At 41.4% G+C, this 17,405-nt stretch carries 21 protein-coding genes; 5 read left to right on the forward strand and 16 right to left on the reverse strand.

Annotated elements, in window-relative coordinates; genetic code table 11:
• Positions 1-223: 223 nt before the first annotated feature.
• On the forward strand, positions 224-874 hold the full coding sequence (locus tag BLS16_RS04585) for a hypothetical protein (RefSeq protein WP_092330526.1): 651 nt from the start codon (positions 224-226) through the stop codon (positions 872-874).
• A 334-nt stretch (positions 875-1,208) separates the two neighbouring features.
• On the forward strand, positions 1,209-2,231 hold the full coding sequence (locus BLS16_RS04590; RefSeq protein ID WP_092330529.1) for a uroporphyrinogen decarboxylase/cobalamine-independent methonine synthase family protein: 1,023 nt from the start codon (positions 1,209-1,211) through the stop codon (positions 2,229-2,231).
• A 75-nt stretch (positions 2,232-2,306) separates the two neighbouring features.
• Here BLS16_RS04590 and BLS16_RS04595 read toward each other — a convergent pair whose 3' ends face one another.
• The 3 genes from BLS16_RS04595 to BLS16_RS23425 form a co-directional block, all read right to left on the reverse strand.
• The gene (locus BLS16_RS04595; RefSeq protein ID WP_092331035.1) at positions 2,307-3,413 is read right to left on the reverse strand and encodes an NADH:flavin oxidoreductase; all 1,107 of its coding nucleotides are present in this window, start codon (positions 3,411-3,413) and stop codon (positions 2,307-2,309) included.
• Between the two features lie 36 nt (positions 3,414-3,449).
• The gene (locus BLS16_RS04600; protein WP_092330532.1) at positions 3,450-3,812 is read right to left on the reverse strand and encodes a hypothetical protein; all 363 of its coding nucleotides are present in this window, start codon (positions 3,810-3,812) and stop codon (positions 3,450-3,452) included.
• Between the two features lie 197 nt (positions 3,813-4,009).
• Positions 4,010-4,183, reverse strand: a complete 174-nt coding sequence (locus BLS16_RS23425) for a hypothetical protein (RefSeq protein ID WP_176786070.1) — start codon at positions 4,181-4,183, stop codon at positions 4,010-4,012.
• A 109-nt stretch (positions 4,184-4,292) separates the two neighbouring features.
• Between BLS16_RS23425 and BLS16_RS04605 the strand changes: the two genes are divergently transcribed.
• Positions 4,293-4,496: a hypothetical protein gene (locus BLS16_RS04605; RefSeq protein WP_092330534.1), complete on the forward strand. Its 204-nt coding sequence runs from the start codon at positions 4,293-4,295 to the stop codon at positions 4,494-4,496.
• 217 nt (positions 4,497-4,713) lie between these two features.
• Positions 4,714-4,872, forward strand: a complete 159-nt coding sequence (locus BLS16_RS24740; RefSeq protein ID WP_345788511.1) for a hypothetical protein — start codon at positions 4,714-4,716, stop codon at positions 4,870-4,872.
• Between the two features lie 184 nt (positions 4,873-5,056).
• Here the strand turns inward: BLS16_RS24740 and BLS16_RS04615 are convergent, their stop codons facing one another.
• The 13 genes from BLS16_RS04615 to BLS16_RS04675 form a co-directional block, all read right to left on the reverse strand.
• Positions 5,057-5,770, reverse strand: a complete 714-nt coding sequence (locus BLS16_RS04615) for an ABC transporter permease (RefSeq protein ID WP_092330540.1) — start codon at positions 5,768-5,770, stop codon at positions 5,057-5,059.
• Complete coding sequence (locus BLS16_RS04620) at positions 5,770-6,720, reverse strand: ABC transporter ATP-binding protein (RefSeq protein ID WP_092330543.1); 951 nt, start codon at positions 6,718-6,720, stop codon at positions 5,770-5,772. Before BLS16_RS04620 ends, BLS16_RS04615 begins: the two co-directional genes overlap by 1 nt.
• Before the next feature lie 281 nt (positions 6,721-7,001).
• Entirely contained in the window at positions 7,002-8,051 is a 1,050-nt protein-coding gene (locus BLS16_RS04625) for a HAMP domain-containing sensor histidine kinase (RefSeq protein WP_092330545.1), read from the reverse strand.
• Entirely contained in the window at positions 8,048-8,722 is a 675-nt protein-coding gene (locus BLS16_RS04630; protein WP_092330548.1) for a response regulator transcription factor, read from the reverse strand. The genes BLS16_RS04625 and BLS16_RS04630 overlap by 4 nt, the downstream gene beginning before the upstream one ends.
• Positions 8,723-8,852: 130 nt before the next feature.
• Positions 8,853-9,329, reverse strand: coding sequence for an SAM-dependent methyltransferase (locus BLS16_RS04635; RefSeq protein ID WP_092330550.1), 477 nt, complete (start codon positions 9,327-9,329; stop codon positions 8,853-8,855).
• Between the two features lie 123 nt (positions 9,330-9,452).
• Entirely contained in the window at positions 9,453-10,268 is an 816-nt protein-coding gene (locus tag BLS16_RS04640) for a MerR family transcriptional regulator (protein ID WP_092330553.1), read from the reverse strand.
• 317 nt (positions 10,269-10,585) lie between these two features.
• Positions 10,586-12,025, reverse strand: a complete 1,440-nt coding sequence (locus BLS16_RS04645; RefSeq protein ID WP_092330555.1) for an MDR family MFS transporter — start codon at positions 12,023-12,025, stop codon at positions 10,586-10,588.
• A gap of 416 nt (positions 12,026-12,441) precedes the next feature.
• On the reverse strand, positions 12,442-13,518 hold the full coding sequence (locus tag BLS16_RS04650; protein WP_092330557.1) for a DUF3102 domain-containing protein: 1,077 nt from the start codon (positions 13,516-13,518) through the stop codon (positions 12,442-12,444).
• A 209-nt stretch (positions 13,519-13,727) separates the two neighbouring features.
• Complete coding sequence (locus tag BLS16_RS04655) at positions 13,728-13,967, reverse strand: DUF2922 domain-containing protein (protein ID WP_092330560.1); 240 nt, start codon at positions 13,965-13,967, stop codon at positions 13,728-13,730.
• 35 nt (positions 13,968-14,002) lie between these two features.
• A complete protein-coding gene (locus BLS16_RS04660; RefSeq protein WP_242876190.1) occupies positions 14,003-14,314 on the reverse strand; it encodes a DUF1659 domain-containing protein in 312 nt (103 codons plus the stop codon).
• Positions 14,315-14,403: 89 nt separating this feature from the next.
• Positions 14,404-15,129 carry a type II toxin-antitoxin system Phd/YefM family antitoxin gene (locus BLS16_RS04665; protein WP_092330565.1) on the reverse strand — a complete coding sequence of 242 codons (726 nt, stop codon included), beginning with the start codon at positions 15,127-15,129 and terminating at the stop codon, positions 14,404-14,406.
• A gap of 121 nt (positions 15,130-15,250) precedes the next feature.
• A complete protein-coding gene (locus tag BLS16_RS04670; protein WP_092330567.1) occupies positions 15,251-15,706 on the reverse strand; it encodes a threonine/serine exporter family protein in 456 nt (151 codons plus the stop codon).
• Positions 15,703-16,464 (reverse strand): threonine/serine exporter family protein, encoded by a 762-nt coding sequence (locus BLS16_RS04675; RefSeq protein ID WP_092330569.1) that lies wholly within the window; start codon positions 16,462-16,464, stop codon positions 15,703-15,705. Before BLS16_RS04675 ends, BLS16_RS04670 begins: the two co-directional genes overlap by 4 nt.
• A gap of 311 nt (positions 16,465-16,775) precedes the next feature.
• Between BLS16_RS04675 and BLS16_RS04680 the strand changes: the two genes are divergently transcribed.
• Complete coding sequence (locus tag BLS16_RS04680; protein WP_092330572.1) at positions 16,776-17,360, forward strand: Uma2 family endonuclease; 585 nt, start codon at positions 16,776-16,778, stop codon at positions 17,358-17,360.
• Positions 17,361-17,405: the final 45 nt, after the last annotated feature.

A 17,405-nucleotide genomic window follows, 5' to 3' on the forward strand; every position in this document is an offset into this window, starting at 1 on the left:
TTTTGTAATCCACCCCTAAAGATTTAGAGATGAAGGCGGTCAAAAAACCGATCAATTTGTGTCCAAAAAACGGTCATTTTACTTGACCGCTTACAGCTGGCAGTATGTTTTAAAAAATCGTTTACGAAAACCGCAAGGTATTGCGGTATCTTGCAGTGAGTTTTTCGGTGCAAAAGTATTTTGATTATTGTAAAGTAATTCGTAGGATGGAGGTTTTAGATTTATGATTATTAAGAAAAAAATAATTAATACTATAGTCATAGTTGTTTTAAGTTTAGGGCTGGCATTAGGCGCTTATGCTATAAATAATGATAAGCCAGTTTTAAATACTGCAGCAAACGTAGATGTAAGTGATTTGCCGATATATCCAATGAGGAGTTCTTTCGTAATTAATGTGGATAACCCCAATGCAAAAGTAGAATTTTTTGACTATGTTTTTGTGGGTAAAGTAGTAAAGAATCACGGAACTGTTTATTCAGAACGAGTGACTATGGTGGCTGAAAATGCTGGAACGAAAGACATAAGTGCACCTTACACAATTTATGAAATTGAAGTCATCGACAACATAAAGGGAAACCTGAATAAAAATACTCCTATTGAATTCCGGAAAGATGGTGGTATTTCAGCAGATAAAAAAGCGGTATATGTTTTTGAAAATGACGAACTTCCAGCAGAAAACAAATACTACATCTTTTCCGGCAGTGCAGGAAATGATGGTTCAATTATAATATCCGGACCAAATTCAAACATACCATTGAATGCCTCTGACAAACAAGATATATTGTCATCAAAGCAATACAAGGAATATAAAAACGCCTTTGAAAATCATGTGAAAGTTCAAAGAGAAAGATCCGTTTCAAAATTTAGAGAATAATTCGCGGGTTTCGTATTAATTATAAGCAAGGGGTTTCGATGAAATTCCCCAACTTAGTGTAATTAAGCTTAAGTTCAACCAATGATTAAAATAACTCCTTTCCCGAATTGGGTTGGAGTTATTTTTGTCCGCAGGGGTTGTTTTTTTTCTATTGCCTCCCCCCCACCGCAATTAAGCTAAGTAGTAATTTATATGAATAATTCAAATATAAATTATATTCTTTCAGATGTGATTGAGATCAATATAAATAGCCACTCAATAAATTATACTATTTAATATAGTGTCAACGTTTTTAATGTCATTTGAGCGCTATTACCGTTAGGAGGAAAGCTATATGAAAAACGAAATGTTACCCGGTCGTGCTTTAACAACTGCAATGGGAATTTTACCTCATGTCAACTTAGAGGATGCCTTACGATTATCACTTTCTGTGGATATTCCATTTTGGCCTCAACTACCCAAGTATCGCTTTAAAGAGGATATGTATGCGCAGTTTGCTCAGCACTTTCCCGGATTGATCATTGATGAAGAACATGAGATATTGCGCTTTTCACATCAACTTTTTACTGAGCAACTTGATATATACCTTGAAGAAAGTCAAAACGATCATTATTTTGAGCTTACTTCGGATTTTTCAACTGCATTTCGTGCTTTCTTAAAACAGGATCTTTCTAATTATCCCATGGTGAGAGGCCAAACAGTAGGCCCTATTAGTTTCGGACTGAAGATTTGTGACGAGGATCTAAAACCGATGATCTACAACGATTTTGTCCGGGAAATTCTATATAATTTTCTAGTGCGAAAAATCGAATGGCAATATCAAGCATTAAGCAAAATCCACAAAAAACCGTTTGTCTGGTTAGACGAGCCTGGATTGGAAATGATATTTAATTCTTTTAGTGCTTATACATCTGAGTTGGCTCAAGGTGAATACCAATCCTTTTTAGCGCAATTACCCGGACCAAAGGGTGTTCACCTATGTGGCAATCCAGATTGGTCGTTTCTATTAGGTGCAAACCTAGATATTCTATCCGTGGACGCCTTTAGTTGGGGTCAAATTTTAGTTCGCTATACAGATGAAGTGAAAGAATTCCTTAAGGGTGGTGGAATTTTGGCCTGGGGAATTACTCCTACCCTAACAACAGAGTTAAGTGAAGAGTCCGCGGAAAAACTGTATAAACGTCTGATGGAATTATGGGAGTTCTTAGGGAAACATGGCCTTGAAGAGAGTTTAATCTATGATCGCTGTTGGCTCGCTCCCTCCCGTTGCTGTTTAATTAATGCGGATGGAGTAAATAGTGTGGAACAATCTTATAAAGTATTAAAAGATATAGCGCAAAAAGTAATAAATTCTTAGTATGTTACCTCTTCTTTAAGGCAATCTATATAATTTCATATAACTATTCATTACAGTCCGCCGTTCTATCCTAAGCTACCTCTTTGGGCTTGAATATTTAGCTAAGCAACGTACTCCAGTTCCTTTTCTACCTGATTCCAAACAGGAATTGTCCGATTTGCATAGCGCTTTGCTGTGATCCCCTGATGCCCATCGGTTAATAAGACCAGGCTCCATAATAAAGGGTCTACACATAGAGATATAATCTACATCTCCGGTCTCTACGAGCTTTTCAGCTAACTCATAGGAACGTATTCCCCCAACCAGAATGAGCGGGATATCTATTTCACGTTTAAAGATACGGGCTTCATTTCTAAAATAGGCCTCTTTTTCGAGGGAATTAATCCCGGTCCTGCTGGGTTCTAACCTGCCAGTTTTGATCACACCACCGCTCAATTCAATGGCATCAACACCAGCTTTGGCGAGTCTGTGTGCAACCTGAAGAGAATCGTCCAGACTTAAGCCATTTTCAATAAAATCCTGACAGTTGAGTTTTACCAGCATAGGATAGTCCTGTCCAACAGTTCTTCGTATCCCTTGAATAATATCGAGATGTATTCTAGAACGATTATAGATGCTTCCTCCATATTCATCCTGGCGCTGATTAAAAGCAGGAGACAGGAATTGACTTAGAAGATAACCATGGGCCGAGTGAATTTGAATGCCATCAAAACCTGCAGCTTTAGCCCTTTCAGCTGCTTCAGCATAAGCCTCAGCCAGCTCCTGGATGTCCTCAAGCGTCATTTCCCTGACGGATGTATTAGCCAAATCTTTCACAAGGGAAACAGCCAAGACTGTCTGCCCGGTTAATTGCTGCGAGGCAAATCTTCCCGCATGGGCTAACTGCATTATTATTCTGCCGCCTGCAGCATGAACCGCCTCAGTCATTTCTTTGAGGCCGGGAATCAGACTGTCGCTATAGGCACCTAATTGATTGGGGCCCGCCTGTCCATCTCTACTAACATAGGAATGACCAGTAATGATTAGCCCTACACCACCCTTGGCTAGTTCTACCATTACCTCAATTAATTCGGAAGTAACGCCTCCCTCAGTACTTGCCAGCCCTTCCCAAGTTGCGGATCTTATAAAACGGTTGGAAAGGTTTAGTTGCTTTATGGTCGTTTGTTCAAATAGTGTCTTCATTGGAATCACCTCCGTTTACCCCCTTCAACTTTATCTTTAAGCTAAGGTCGATTGCATAAATACAACTAGAGCAATCACTGCTATATCGAAAACAAGAGTCTGGTAGATGATTTTACGGTCTTTAACTTTCAGATAGCTTAAAAAGTTTAATATGCTCGAAGACATAGCAGAAGCCAACACAAGCATTATCAAAATTATAGTTACCATTGCATTAATGGCTAAATTATTAAGACAACCGATAATGACTATAACACTTACTACGCCGTAAATTTTGTCCCTTATCCCCTTTCGTCCACATAAATAGGGCCAATACTTTCCTTTCTTAAATAAGTAAATTTCATGTAAATTCACGAAAACTAACACTAAGCACATTAGAATTAAATAGACAATATCCGGCATTATACTCCCCCTCATTCATTTCTGACAGACCGGCTTTAATAGTTGCTATGCTGATTCTTCCTCCCTCTGTACACCCCTTCCCCAAAAATAACAATAAAAAGCTAACAATTCTGTCAGCCCCATGATGCTACGTTATATAGTTAAGTCTTTCCTTCTTCGATATCCCAATCCCGGCAAATGAAGTTAATACGTTACTCTCAATCGTTTTTTAACTTTTCTAGAATCTCCCGAAGACCTCTATCAATACTGTTCAGTTTTCGCACATGCCACACCATGAAAACGATCAATACAGCTGGAATCACAATGAAAGGTAAGACCACACCAATAATAGCAGTCGATAACGGAGACACAAAAGCTGGAAAAACAAACATCTATACTTACCTCCTTCTCTACAATTATCTCTATATTACTATATTCACCTTCTAAATTGGTAAAATTGGGCATAATATTCTTGAACAACAATTTAGAAGGTGATATTATATGGACAAGGAAGATGTCAATAAGATTAATAAAGGGGGGGAAGATATGCAAGCAGTTCCTAAGGAAAAAGACTATAAAGGATTATCTCTATCCCCTGAAAAATTAGAAAAAATTACCATAAAGCCCATTGTTAAAGATGGTAAACTATTGTTCGATAAAAACAATAAAGACCATCGCTACATCGTAGAAGAGGGAGAATACTGAGATCAATAAGTATGATTTTTCTTTAGGTGAGATTTTTTGGTCTGATGTAAATTACGAGGATATTCCTGGAGAATCTAAAACAAGACCAGTAATAATAGTAGGCAAGCAAGACGATGAGTTGTTAATTTTGGTCTCAACCACATCTCAAGCTCCAGACAAGTCACCAAAGTATTTTGATCGATATAAAATTCCTATTCCTAATTGGAGAAAATCGGGATTGGCAAAACCATCATGGGGATTGGGCTTTAAATTATTAAAAGTAACTAGAGAAGACTTTAAAACAACTATTAAGGATAAAGACTTTATCGGTAAAATGCATGAATGGGATTTAAAATATCTAGTACATCAAATTAAATTGATCCATGAATTTGAATGATCTCTACAAAAGTGGGGGTCTTTTTGTTATTATTCCGTTTTTTATAAAACATTTATCGAGCATTCAATTACGATCTGAATGAATTGAGGGGCACACCGCCGCGAAAACTGCTTGAGGTATTTGTTCTCTTCCCCGTAACCCTGGCCGTAACATCTAATACCGGCTGTGTGTTGTTATGTGTAAATTAGGGCTGCTCGGCATATCTCCACCAGACAAATGTTCCAACAACTCCCGCTATTCCCGTCAAGGCAAGAATAATTATGCTGCTTAAATTAAGGAAACCGGTGCTTTGGAATACCCCTGGGATTGTCCAGGGGAAATAGGGGGCAAATCCCATTGAGGCCAGTACATTGGAGCAAATAACAATTACCAGGATTAGAGCTAAGGGCGCTAAGTATCCTTTACTGACATTGGCCAGAAAGATCCCTGGTGTGGTCACAACAATAAACAACAGGGATGTTACCACAAAGCGCAAGAAAATATGCCCAATCAGAATAGCCGACCAACCTGTAAGCCCTAAAACACCACCGATGGCGAGGCTGACTGCAAACATATAGACGGAAAGCAATACATTCCAGGCTAATACTACCAGTAATTTTGACATAACAATACGCAATCTGGATACGGGCTTGACCAGCAAATCCTTCATGGTTTTATCTGTAAACTCACGGCCGAATACCCAGGCCGCGATAAATGTGTAGCCGATAAGCCCCAGGGCAGCCAGATTTTTCACCAATTCTTCTAAATAAATTTGCCAATTAAGATCACCGCCGTCACCGGATAGAATCCCAACTCCCATCATGATTGGTCCAAAGGCAAAAACAAGGAACACCAGCCCAAACACATTGGAGCGGATAATCTTACGAATTTCACAATGGAGAATAGAAAAAATAGTCATCAGTTAGTCCCCCTTACCATACCAATTGTGCGCAGAAAGTAGCCTTCCAGATCTTCCGTAATCACCCGAAGCATGGTTGGCGGCTGATTCGCTTTAACGAGGAGTTCCGCTAACCGCTCAGGGTTCTCAACTGCTTGGCTAGCGGTTAGTTTAAAGTGCCCATCCTTTGTTTCCTCAAATTCATAGCCATGTTCTTTCAGTACGCCCTTGAGGGCTTTTGCATCCCGTCCGGCCAAGACCAGGTTTTTCTGTAAGGATTGTTCCAGCTTCCCCATTTCCATTTCTTGAATAAGGTGACCCTTGTGAATAATTCCAATGCGTGTGGCAACTTTCGAAAGTTCTTCTAACAAATGACTGGATAAAAATATAGTTACGCCGGAATTTCCAGCTAAATCATCTAACATATTCCGGATCTCAGCGACTCCTGCCGGATCAAGACCATTAATCGGTTCATCCAGGATCAGAATTTCCGGATTGTGAATCATAGCTTTGGCGAGTCCCAAACGCTGCTTGTTTCCTAAGGAAAGATGCTTCGCCTTTTTCTTTTTGTGGGGCTCCAGCCCCAGTTTACCCATGACCCGCTTTACAGATTCCCCGTCAGATACCCCTTGCATTCGGCGGGCTATGTCAAGATTTTCACTGACAGTTAAATCAGGATAAAAAGTAGCTTCCTCTAAATAGCCAACCTTATCCCATAATTTATAGTTACCGGCATCGATCTTTTCCCCCAGCATGTAAAGCTGACCGGAGGTCGGCTTGAGCAGCGCCAAAAGGGTTTTTATGGTGGTTGTTTTTCCGGCGCCGTTCAGCCCCAGAAATCCAAAGATTTCTCCTCGTTTCACCTCCAGGGACAGATTGTTCAAAACCTTATATTCACCAAAATTTTTGTGCAGGCCTTGAATTTGGATTGCAGCTGATCCTCGGGAATTTTGCCTGGAAAATATACTCATAATCTTCAACTCCTTGTTTTCTAGTTGCTTCATATTAACAATTCAATCTCAACTCAAGGTCAACTTTTAGCCCTCTTGGATAAATTAATACATCTAAACGCCCCTGATTACGCAGTTTTTAAAGGCTCTCCCTGCTGTCTTCACACCTATAAGCCATCGTGCGGTATATACATGAAAGTTACATTCTCTAATTAGTACAAGTAAAAGAAGGGCCTGCAAATGGTATAATTAATCCATTTGCAGACCCTTCTTTTACGCCAGGAAATTTGCTAAAAGCAGATCTAACTGCCTATATAATCCTCCGACAGGCCCGAAGGCAAGAAAACTGTGAAAGTGCTGCCTTTGCCCGGGCTGCTTTCAACTTCTATCCGGCCGCTGCAGAGGTGGACAATTTTCTTAACCAATGTCAGTCCCAGTCCATTCCCGCTTATGGCATGGGAGGTGTCCCCTTGATAAAACTTATCAAAGATATGTTGTTTTGTTTCCTCGTCCATTCCCTGCCCATTATCCCGCAAACTAAAGCGTATCCAAGAATTAATGCTGCTTAAACTGACTTCTAATTCCCCGTCGTTATCGGCGAATTTCACAGCATTATCCAGTAGGTTTATCCAGATTTGCTGGAGCAAAGGGGCATTGTTATAAATATTAATACTCTCCAAATCTACCTCTAAGGAAAGATTTTTAGCACTCCATTTGGGTTCCAGTATAAGTATAGCCCGGCGAATTTGTTCATCTAGAGGATAAACTTCTTTTTCCCTAATGATCTCCGTGCTTTCAACCTTAGATAAATTCAGCACATTCGTGGAAAAGTCAACCAATCTTTGGGATTCCTGAATGATTATATCTAAATATTCTGTTGCCTCTTCTCTGCTTAAACCGCCTTGCTGCAAAAGTTTGGCAAAACCTTTAATCGAAACAATAGGCGTCTTAAACTCATGGGAAAAATTGTTGACAAAATCCCTACGCAGCATTTCAATTCCCGCAAGTTCCCGAACCATTTTATTAAAACTCACAGCCAGGCTCTCCAGCTCCGGAATGTTACTGCCTTGAACCGTAACGGTAAAATCCCCTCCGGCTACCTCTTCAATAGCTTCAATCAGATTACGAACTGGCTTAACCATCCACCTGCTCAGGAGAGCGGTGACAGAGGTTCCAATCGTTACACTTGTCAGCAGCAGGGCAAAGAAACCTATATAACCATTTGCCAAAAAGCTGCTGCCTAAAAAATATTCCAGTAAATATGTACATAGTCTGCCAATTACAACGGACATAACCATAACCAAAAAGACAAAAACAACCAAGGAAACAGCCAGGCTCATTCTCTTTTTCATGTCCGCTTCACCGCCTTATAGCCCAGTCCGCGCACAGTAACCAGCTCAAAATCAGGGTTATCTTTAAATTTTTCGCGCAGCCTGCCCATATGAACATTCAAGGTGTGTTCATCGGTTTCAGTATCGGGGCCCCATATCTCATCCATCAATTGCAGACGGGTAAAAATCACATTTGGATAGCTCAACAATTTAAAAAGCAAATAGAATTCTTTTTGAGGCAGGGTCATTGTATCCTCGCCACGAGTGACAGTAAGATTGTTATAATTCAAGGTGGTAGTATCGATGGTTAATTTGTGCTCATTGACAATTTGTGCCCGGCGCAGTAAAGCCTTGATGCGCAGCAGCATTTCCTGCTCGTCAAAGGGCTTGGTCATATAATCGTCTGTCCCTGCCAGGAAGCCCTTGTGTTTGTTCCAAATTTCTTGTTGTGCCGTGATCATCAATATAGGAATATTGTCTCCTGCATCACGCAATTCTTCACAAAGCTGGTAACCGTCCATTCCCGGCATCATTAAGTCCAGGATTATTAAATCAAAATACTCTTTTTCCAGCCTATTTAAAGCATCGAGGCCATCTTTTGCCCCAAAAGCATTGTACCCTCCCCGTTTTAGGACAGCGCAGATCAGCTTCTGGGAATTTACGTCATCTTCGACGACCAAAATGTTAAACATTAATTCATCTCCCAGTCACGGTCTTAAACCTCACCTTATCTTAGATAATATAATCCTTTCTTCCGGGCATTGCAATGGATAGAAATCAAACAGATGCCACACTGTATTGTCAGGTGACATCTGTTTGATTTTAGAAATTAAATTCATTTTCCCAATTAAAATCTTCCGATTCATCTAAACTTTTAGGCCAATGGCTGCACCATTGGGGTACACTCGGGGTTTCCGCCCTGTCAAGGCTCGGGGTATACGGCTTTATGTCAAGTACCGGTGTTCCATTATTAGCGTCAATATAGGCAATTTGCAGAATGCCTTTTGCGTAGTCAATGCCAATAACCTGCGCCGTAGTTAAAGCCAGGGGGTTTGGACGAATTGGTGACCTAGTGGCAAAAATACCCATTACCTGTGGAGAATTTTTATAGGGTTGGTTCGTTTCAAGTATGTTTCTGGTTTCCTCATTATCAAAGTCACTGAACCACCAGATAACATTGATATGGCTAAATCCGTCTAATCCTTGTAACGCCGGGATATACCTCGTCTCAAGCTCAATGAACATTCCGTCGTCGTTTTGGTTGATTTTGCCGATAGGAGTGATCTCAAAATTCTGCATAGTGCATACCTCCATTAATACTTGATTAATCTGCAAATTCAGTGTAGACCCTCTCATCATGTGAGAGTCAAGAATCCGATAGGATAGCTTAAAAAGCGTCTTGCAATCTGCAAAACGCTTTTCCTATATCTTTTCCAACGGTATTTGAAGTTCTGTTAAGTACTTGTCAGGGTTTTCCTCATTCCACGGCCCGCGATGAACGATTTGCCTGCTCTGCCCGCTCATTTTATATTGACTATGTCCTTGCAGCCAGTTTGCAAAGGCAAGGTAGGCACCGGCAATGTTTTCAAAAGAACCATAAACCATGGAACAGGCCATAATGGGTACAGGTTCCGTATTCCGATAGGTAAAACCACACCTATCCTTGCCTATGCGGGCCACGGGAGCACATATTTCCATATCGACATCTGTTTCCCGATAATCCGTGTCGTGATAAATGGTAAAGGTGTTGTTGGAAATGGGAATATTATTTTGACCTGCAAAAGCCGACATTTCCTTCCATAGTTGGCCCTCGGCATAATAATTACAGACAACCCGCCTTAGAGAAAACACCTGATAACTGGGTATGGATTTAAGAGAAACATTGTAATGTATTCTAATCTTTTCCTGCCGGATATCCCTCTTAGCCAGTTCAATTTTAGCTAGTTTTTCCTGCCCGGCTTTAATTCCGTTCTCAATTTCCAGACGTTTATGGTCAAGTTGATTTGCTATAAATTCATCCTCCCAATGGTTTAGAGCAACCGCAATTTCAGAAACATTAAACCCTAAATCCCGTAAAAAGATGATTTTATTCAAAACAGGAATTTGCTCTATGGAGTATAACCTGTAATTTGTAAATTTATCGATTTCAGCAGGTTTTAATAATCCTGTTTCATCATAATATCGCAACATTCGAATCGACACTTGGGCCAATTTAGAAAATTCCCCTATTTTAAACATATCCCCTCACCTCATTTTCTAACCACATTTTACCACAAAGCTGAGAAAATGAGCAGCTTGGAAATAGGTTCCGACATTTATGCGCTGTGATAATCTTTAAGTAATCACTTTATAACGATTCAAGTAATTTTGCACCGAAAATCGCACTGCAAGATACCGCATTTTTTTTGCGCTTATCTTTAATCTCTTTTATCATGTGCTAAGTAGATGAACCGTTTCTGTCTGATATACAAAAAGGACCTCATGGTCCCTGTAATATTTTTCGGATTATCATTTCAATACACACTTTTCTAAAACTAATAATCTATATAAAATTCTCATCTCCCGGGCATTGCCAGGGAGAGTATCAAAGATAAGCCGGAGATAACGACAAAGGCAATAAACAAAACATGAGTGGAACTATTCAAGGATAAACATATCTGTTCGGAAGTAAGGGCTAGACCAGACGACGAGAGCTGATAGAGATTGCCTGAATTGACTCCCTCAATTCCTTGCTTGATAAAATAATTGGAGATATGGGAGTTGAAAACATTTCCGAAAACACTAATGCCGATGGTCTGTCCCAAGGTTCTGAGCAAAGAATTAGCGCCTACCGCACTGCCTCTTTGGTGGTAATCTACAGAATCCTGGATAATGATTGTCAAGGCCGTGGACGCTCCGCCAAAACCTATACCCAATATGAAGCAATACATTAACACGAATTGTACGGGTGTAGCCGTTCCCAGGGTGGTCAGCAATAATGTACTAATAAATATAACTACATTAGCAGCCACTATGACAGCTTTACCGCCATATTTCGACATGATTCTACCAAGGGTAATGGACAAGATCAGCCAGGAAATCGACATGGGCAGCATGGCCAGTCCGGATATTGTAGGGCTGTATCCCAAAACTGTTTGCAAATATAAAGGAATATAAACATCAATGCCCATCAATACAGCAAAAATCAGGCAGGATAACAAATTAACGATCACACTTGTCCTGGTAAAAATAGCAAAAGGCAAAACTGGCTCTTTGGCCTTTTTTTCGATTTTGTAAAAGAGCACCAGCAACAGAATCGCTGACGTTAGAGCGGTTCCGATAAAAATAGAATAGCCTTGAGAATGGGCGTTTTGATCAACGACAAATATACTCAAGAAAGAAATTACCGCCAAAGATAAGGTAATGATTCCCCCATAATCAATGCTCTGTTTTTCCCTCGAAAAGGTTTCCCGCAAAGACCTTTGCAGCAAAATAACGGCTACCAGACCAAAGGGAAGATTAATAAAAAATATCCAGTGCCACGAAAGCACGTCAATTAAAAATCCTCCCAAGAAGGGACCCACAAGGGTGGCGACTCCCCAGACCGTACTTAGACCACCTTGGATCTTAGCCCGTTCCTCCAGGGGGAACTCATCGCCGATAATGGTGAAGGAGACGGTGAAGATCCCTCCTGCCCCCAGCCCTTGAACAGCACGAAAGGCGATGAGCATGACCATACTCTGAGATAAACCGCATAAAAAGCTTCCGGCTAAAAAGAGGAGAATACTGATTGAAAGCACATGTTTCCTGCCATATAAATCCGCCAGCTTACCATAAATAGGGGTCGATACGGCTGAGGTCAGCAGATAAACCGAAAAGACCAGGCTGATCAGTTCAAATCCCTGCAATTCTTTGGCGATGGTTGGCATTGCCATAGTAACAATTGTTCCCTCAACAGCCGCTAAAAACATGACCAGCATGATTGCTATCACTAAATTTGTTCTTTTCCAATTCAAAAGAAGGCACTCCCCTTTCCTTCCTATAAACCTAGTTGGCACCCACGCATTGTTTTCGGACAGTTAAACTTAATTGCTGCCCAAACTAAAAAATGCCAAACAAAACACCGGGCGCACCCGACATCTTATCCAGCATTGTAATTACGATTACAAGCCCTCCGATGACCTCTCTCAAGTTTACTCATCTTGAGTTCGACTAAATTATAGCATTGAATTTTAGAAAAAGTCAATTTGAAGAAATTTAATATTTGCATGCAATGGTCGGTACTTGACCACCCTATGACCAAATCCGATCTGCTGGTTTTGGCAGAAATCAGCAGATTGGGAGGAAGGATTGGTTAATCCAAAAATGTATTTTTATTTGCCCAATTGGGAAACTTTGATAACTATTTAAATAAAGGGTTAACCCATTGCAATTATGACATTTTAATCCCGGGAGGCCATTGACTGATGCTTTTGGCCATGTTCTCCAGGAAGGCTTTGAGCTGCTTACGCAGTCTCTCCTTCATCTCCTTGTCCTTCCTGGTCAGCACGGTCAACAACAGGGTGAGCTGCTCAAAGGAGTTTCTAATATTGTTGCGGTGAAATTTAAACAGCGATTCGGCCTGCCGGGTATAGTATTCAGGATCGGCGTTTTCAAATCCTGATGCTGTAAACTTTGGAAACTCGGGCACCGATAAATTAGAAGTAACGAGCACGGGAGCTGAGGATCGCGAGGAGGCAGAGGGGATTTTGGCAGGCACCACTTCCGGAGCGGCTGACTCCGTCATTTCGGGGACTTGAGGGGATCCTGAAAATTCAGCGCCTTGAACGGGTATGTGCGGACCCGCGACTGGGAGGTTTTGGGCCTCAGCCGGCGCTGCTTCTTTTAGGCTGTCGTCCGAATTCGCCTCTTTCCCCGCAGCACTCTTCCGTCCTGCCCGGAATTTTGACGCTGCCTCCTCTACCCTCTGCTCCAGGCTCCAGACCTGGTCGGCAAGGACACTGATTTTAGCGATCATGGAGTTCAGCGCCTTTTCCAGTTCGTCGATCTTCCGCAGGGCCTGGTCTAGTTTCGGCAGAGACGGGGCATGCTCCCCGTCTCCGTCAGCCCCGGTAAATCCCACGGCCCGCTTAAGCTCCCGGGAAGACATGTTCTCCACATCGTTGTGGGCGATAAAGTCCGCCCGCAGTTCTTCCGGAACGTCGAGAAGGATGAGGGCGTTGGTGTAGGTCAAATTAGACAGCGCTGACCAATTCGGATCGGTTTCAAGATCAGGGAATGGGCCATAGGCCTCATATAGCTGAATCAGCCTTCCGGCTGAACGCTGGGAATAACGGACTGACTCAACCAGCCATTTTCCCCATTCTCCATGCCTGACCAGAGCCTTAGCTTCTTTCAGCCGCCCGCCGATCTCAATGGCGTTAGTCAGCAAAGTCCTTCCAGTCTGATGGTTGATTGTGTTTATTTCAGCCGCGATAATCCGCGGGGTGCGTTCTGCTGTGGGAGTCATTGGCGCATCAATCCTTCATGATTACTTTCTTCACAATATGTACCCGGGCATATGAAGGTGAGGACTTGTCGGAAGAACCCCGGAAGAAACACCGCTCTTTAAAATGGCGGCCGGTTGAAACTCCTTCAGCCGGCCGCCATTTTTGATTTGACTCATTCAATTTGGGTGTGGACTAGCTTTTACCGGGTTTGCCCCGATATCAAAACATTTTAAGCAACAGGTGGGTCAAAAATATCTTCCGTCACTGTTTCTATGATTTTAGCATCCCGTTTGGCGACGAGGTCGCCGTCGGGAAGCTCAAAAATATTCTTTTCGATAAGGAGATCCATGACCTGCTCAACTTCCGCCTGGGTCAGGTCCGCCCTTGGCGAAGGCAGTGTCACAGTTAACGTACCTCCGCCGGCGACGGTGAAGACGAGGCGAACAACTTTCTGAGTTGCCGTTGGCATGGATAATCACTTCCTTTTTATCTTGATTGACACACTTATTCTTCGGTGAGAATATAACTGCTGTTGCGGCGTATCTCGACAATGGGATATTCCAGTAAACTAAAAAGTGCTGTGGCAACGGCGTAAACCTCTTCTAAAGCAGCGCTTTCTTTTACTTTTGCCAGGGATTTCTGGCGGATAAGAGGCTGGCCCTCGGCATTCAATCCGGTCTGATAGCGCACCACCATAGCCGTTTCAGCGTGTGTTGAATTGATAGACATTATTTTCTCCTTTCCCCATCTCTGCTTGATCGTCTTTTCCAGCGGCGGCAAACTCTTATGAGTAAAAGCCAGTCCATGTTTCATCATATGAACTGGTTAAAAAAAGGTGACAAACCCAAAACCAAAAGAAAAAGGTGCCGATTTCTCAACACCTAAACTATCCGAGATTCCCATCTCTATAAAAACATATCAGCCAATGTTACCTTCAGACCCTTGAAATATGCTGATTCAACATATTCATAGGCATCTTTTTGAAAGGCGATGCTGTCGGTTATTTCATTTTTATCAAGCATATAAATATATACTAGATTATTTTTGGGATCAACCATCCAGTATTCCTTAATACCGCATTGCTTGTAAAGCTCCAACTTCTTAAGCGTATCCTTACTTCTGGTAGAGGGTGAAAGGACTTCAACCACCAGGGTTGGGACTCCTTTGTACTTACCATTTTTGTCTATTTTATCCCTGTCGCAGATAACGATGATATCCGGTTGAACAACACAAATGTTGTCCTCTGCCTTAAAAAGGGTAATATCAAAAGGCGATGTGAGAGGGATACAACTTTTATTTTTAAACCAGTTATAAAAGGTGCCATGAATTTTGTTTACAGCATATTGGTGCTCGTACGAGGGCGATGAGAGATTATATACGACGCCGTCAATCAGCTCAAACCGCTGCTCGGAAGCTTCCACGAGCTCCAGAAACTCCTCATAAATAACCCTTCCTTCACGAGTTTGATATTCTGCGGCACCTTCAGCCACGAAGCTTTTATTCGGGTCATCGCATGACAGTATTCTGGCAATATCCCTTCCATTTTTGGTCACGATTATTTCTTCGTTGACCTCCACAAATTTTAAGTATTTGCCAAAATTATTCTGTACTTCCGTCGAAGGAACTCTCAAAATAATCCCTCCATTTTAGCTATATATATTCCATTATGCATATATTTAGCTAATCGGTCAACAATCATCTCAAAGTTAGCTAATAATCGCAGCACAACCAAGCATTAAATGTCCCTTTTTTTTACATTGAATGATGACGGAATTCATAAGAGCGTAATGCGAAAAAAACTCTGGACAGCGAAGATGCGACCATAATGCCAGCTGCTATGGCAACTGCAATACTCACCGTATAAGAGCCATATTCGGCAAACTCTCCAAACTTACCATCGATCGCATAGCTCATTGTGTAGTATAAGGCCCGACCAGGAACCAGTGGAATTATAGCTGCTGTTAAAAAAGTAGTGGCTGGCGTTTTCTCGATGCGGGCGCAGATCTCCGAGTAAAAGGTTACTATAATGGAGGATATGAAGTACTGCATCATTTCCCCGCTTAGCCAGAGACCACCCAGTAAGTATATCACCCATGCTAACATACCACCGAAAGCAGCATACCCTAATTTCCTTCCTTTAATATTGAACAGAATCGAAAAACCAAGTGAACCCATAAAAGCCGTAATGATCTGATATGTATGGTTCATTTAAACATGCCTCCAATAAAAACCGATACTAAACCGAATCCAAAAGAGATGGACGAAGCTACAAGAATAGCTTCACAAAGGCGCAGTAGTCCTGCTATCGTATCTCCGCTTATAATATCCCTTATTGAGTTCGTGAGAGCCAATCCAGGTATAAGAAGCATGATATTTCCGATTGCAATCATTTCGAAGCTATGACCTATCCCGATTCTAACTAGCAGAAACCCCAGCATGCCTACAACGAAGGAGCATAGTATATTTACAAAAAAAACATTCTTATCAACTCTTTGGATAAAAGTGATTGCTAATTTCAATATCATGCCGATAGCCGCAGAAACAGCTGCATCATTCACGTCGCCTCCATAAAAAATCGTGAACGTTCCAGCGATCATACCATATACCAAGTATTGGACAACTGCACCATATTTGCGTCTTATTCGGATTTTTTCTATTTCATTTCTAATATATTCTGCCTCGGGTGTGTGTGAACAAACGTAGTGGGAAAGATTATTAAGTCTATCCAGCTTATCCAAATCCGTTGAGTAACTTAAAATCCTCCTGGTTTGAGTGAGGGTATTTCCGCTTTTCAACTGAATAGATACGACGATGCTAGACGTGATAGTAAATACATCCACCCGCTTTGCATCATATGCTTTGCAGATTCGACTGATGGAGTCCTCCACGCGATTTACTTCAGCACCGTTGACAAGCATTAGCTCTCCAATATCTAATATGTAACTTAGTAATTCTTTTGTAAGCATATCATTTAAGGCCCTTCCTCATAAGGTGCTTAATAATTGAGTTAAGTATAAGGTAATACCTTCTTGAATTCCATTGTTTAATTCTAACTTGTTTGGGGCATTATGTCTGCTCTTTTCTTCGATAAGAAAGATAATCAATGATTTTGATAAGGCGCAATTATGATACTTCTACATACCCTTGTGTTGCTTAAACCCGAATTTTGGCGCTTGCCGCTAGGTAACCTCTATGTTATGATGAATTAAGGGAAAATGTGGAACTTGACTGAATAGAAATAGAACTCTTTAATCAACTTCTTAGGAGATGATCCTTGATGAGCCGACCTGAACAAAATCTTGACCGTAAATTCACTTATAAAGACTATCTAACTTGGTCGGAAAAAGAACAGTGGGAGCTCCTTAACGGAATTCCTTATAATATGACTCCCTCTCCATCGACACAACACCAGAAAATTGTTACTACGCTCATAGCTCAATTTTACAACGCCCTTAAAGACAGTCCTTGCCAAGTCTTTGGTGCCCCCTTTGATGTAAGATTGCCAGAACAGGAAAAAAACAGTGACGATATCTTCACTGTTGTACAACCTGATCTAGCTATTATCTGTGATCGAAATAAGCTGGATAATCATGGATGTGTTGGTGGCCCTGATCTCGTTATTGAGGTAACATCTCCATCAACTCTACGTAAAGACATTAAGGATAAGTTTTATCTCTATGAAAAAGCGGGGGTCAATCAATATTGGATTATCTACCCCGAACAAAAAACTGTCGTAGTTTTTAAATTGGACAAAGAAGGAAAATTCGGTCGCCCCGACATCTATTGCGAAACTGATCTAATACAATTTGAGATATCAAGGTCAATACGTATAGATTTATCTGAGGTATTTAAAGAGTATTGACAAGGTTATCCCCACCCACCGATGTTGAATTTTCCCAAGATGATA

It is taken from the genome of Desulfosporosinus hippei DSM 8344 (assembly GCF_900100785.1).
Lineage (GTDB): Bacteria > Bacillota > Desulfitobacteriia > Desulfitobacteriales > Desulfitobacteriaceae > Desulfosporosinus > Desulfosporosinus hippei.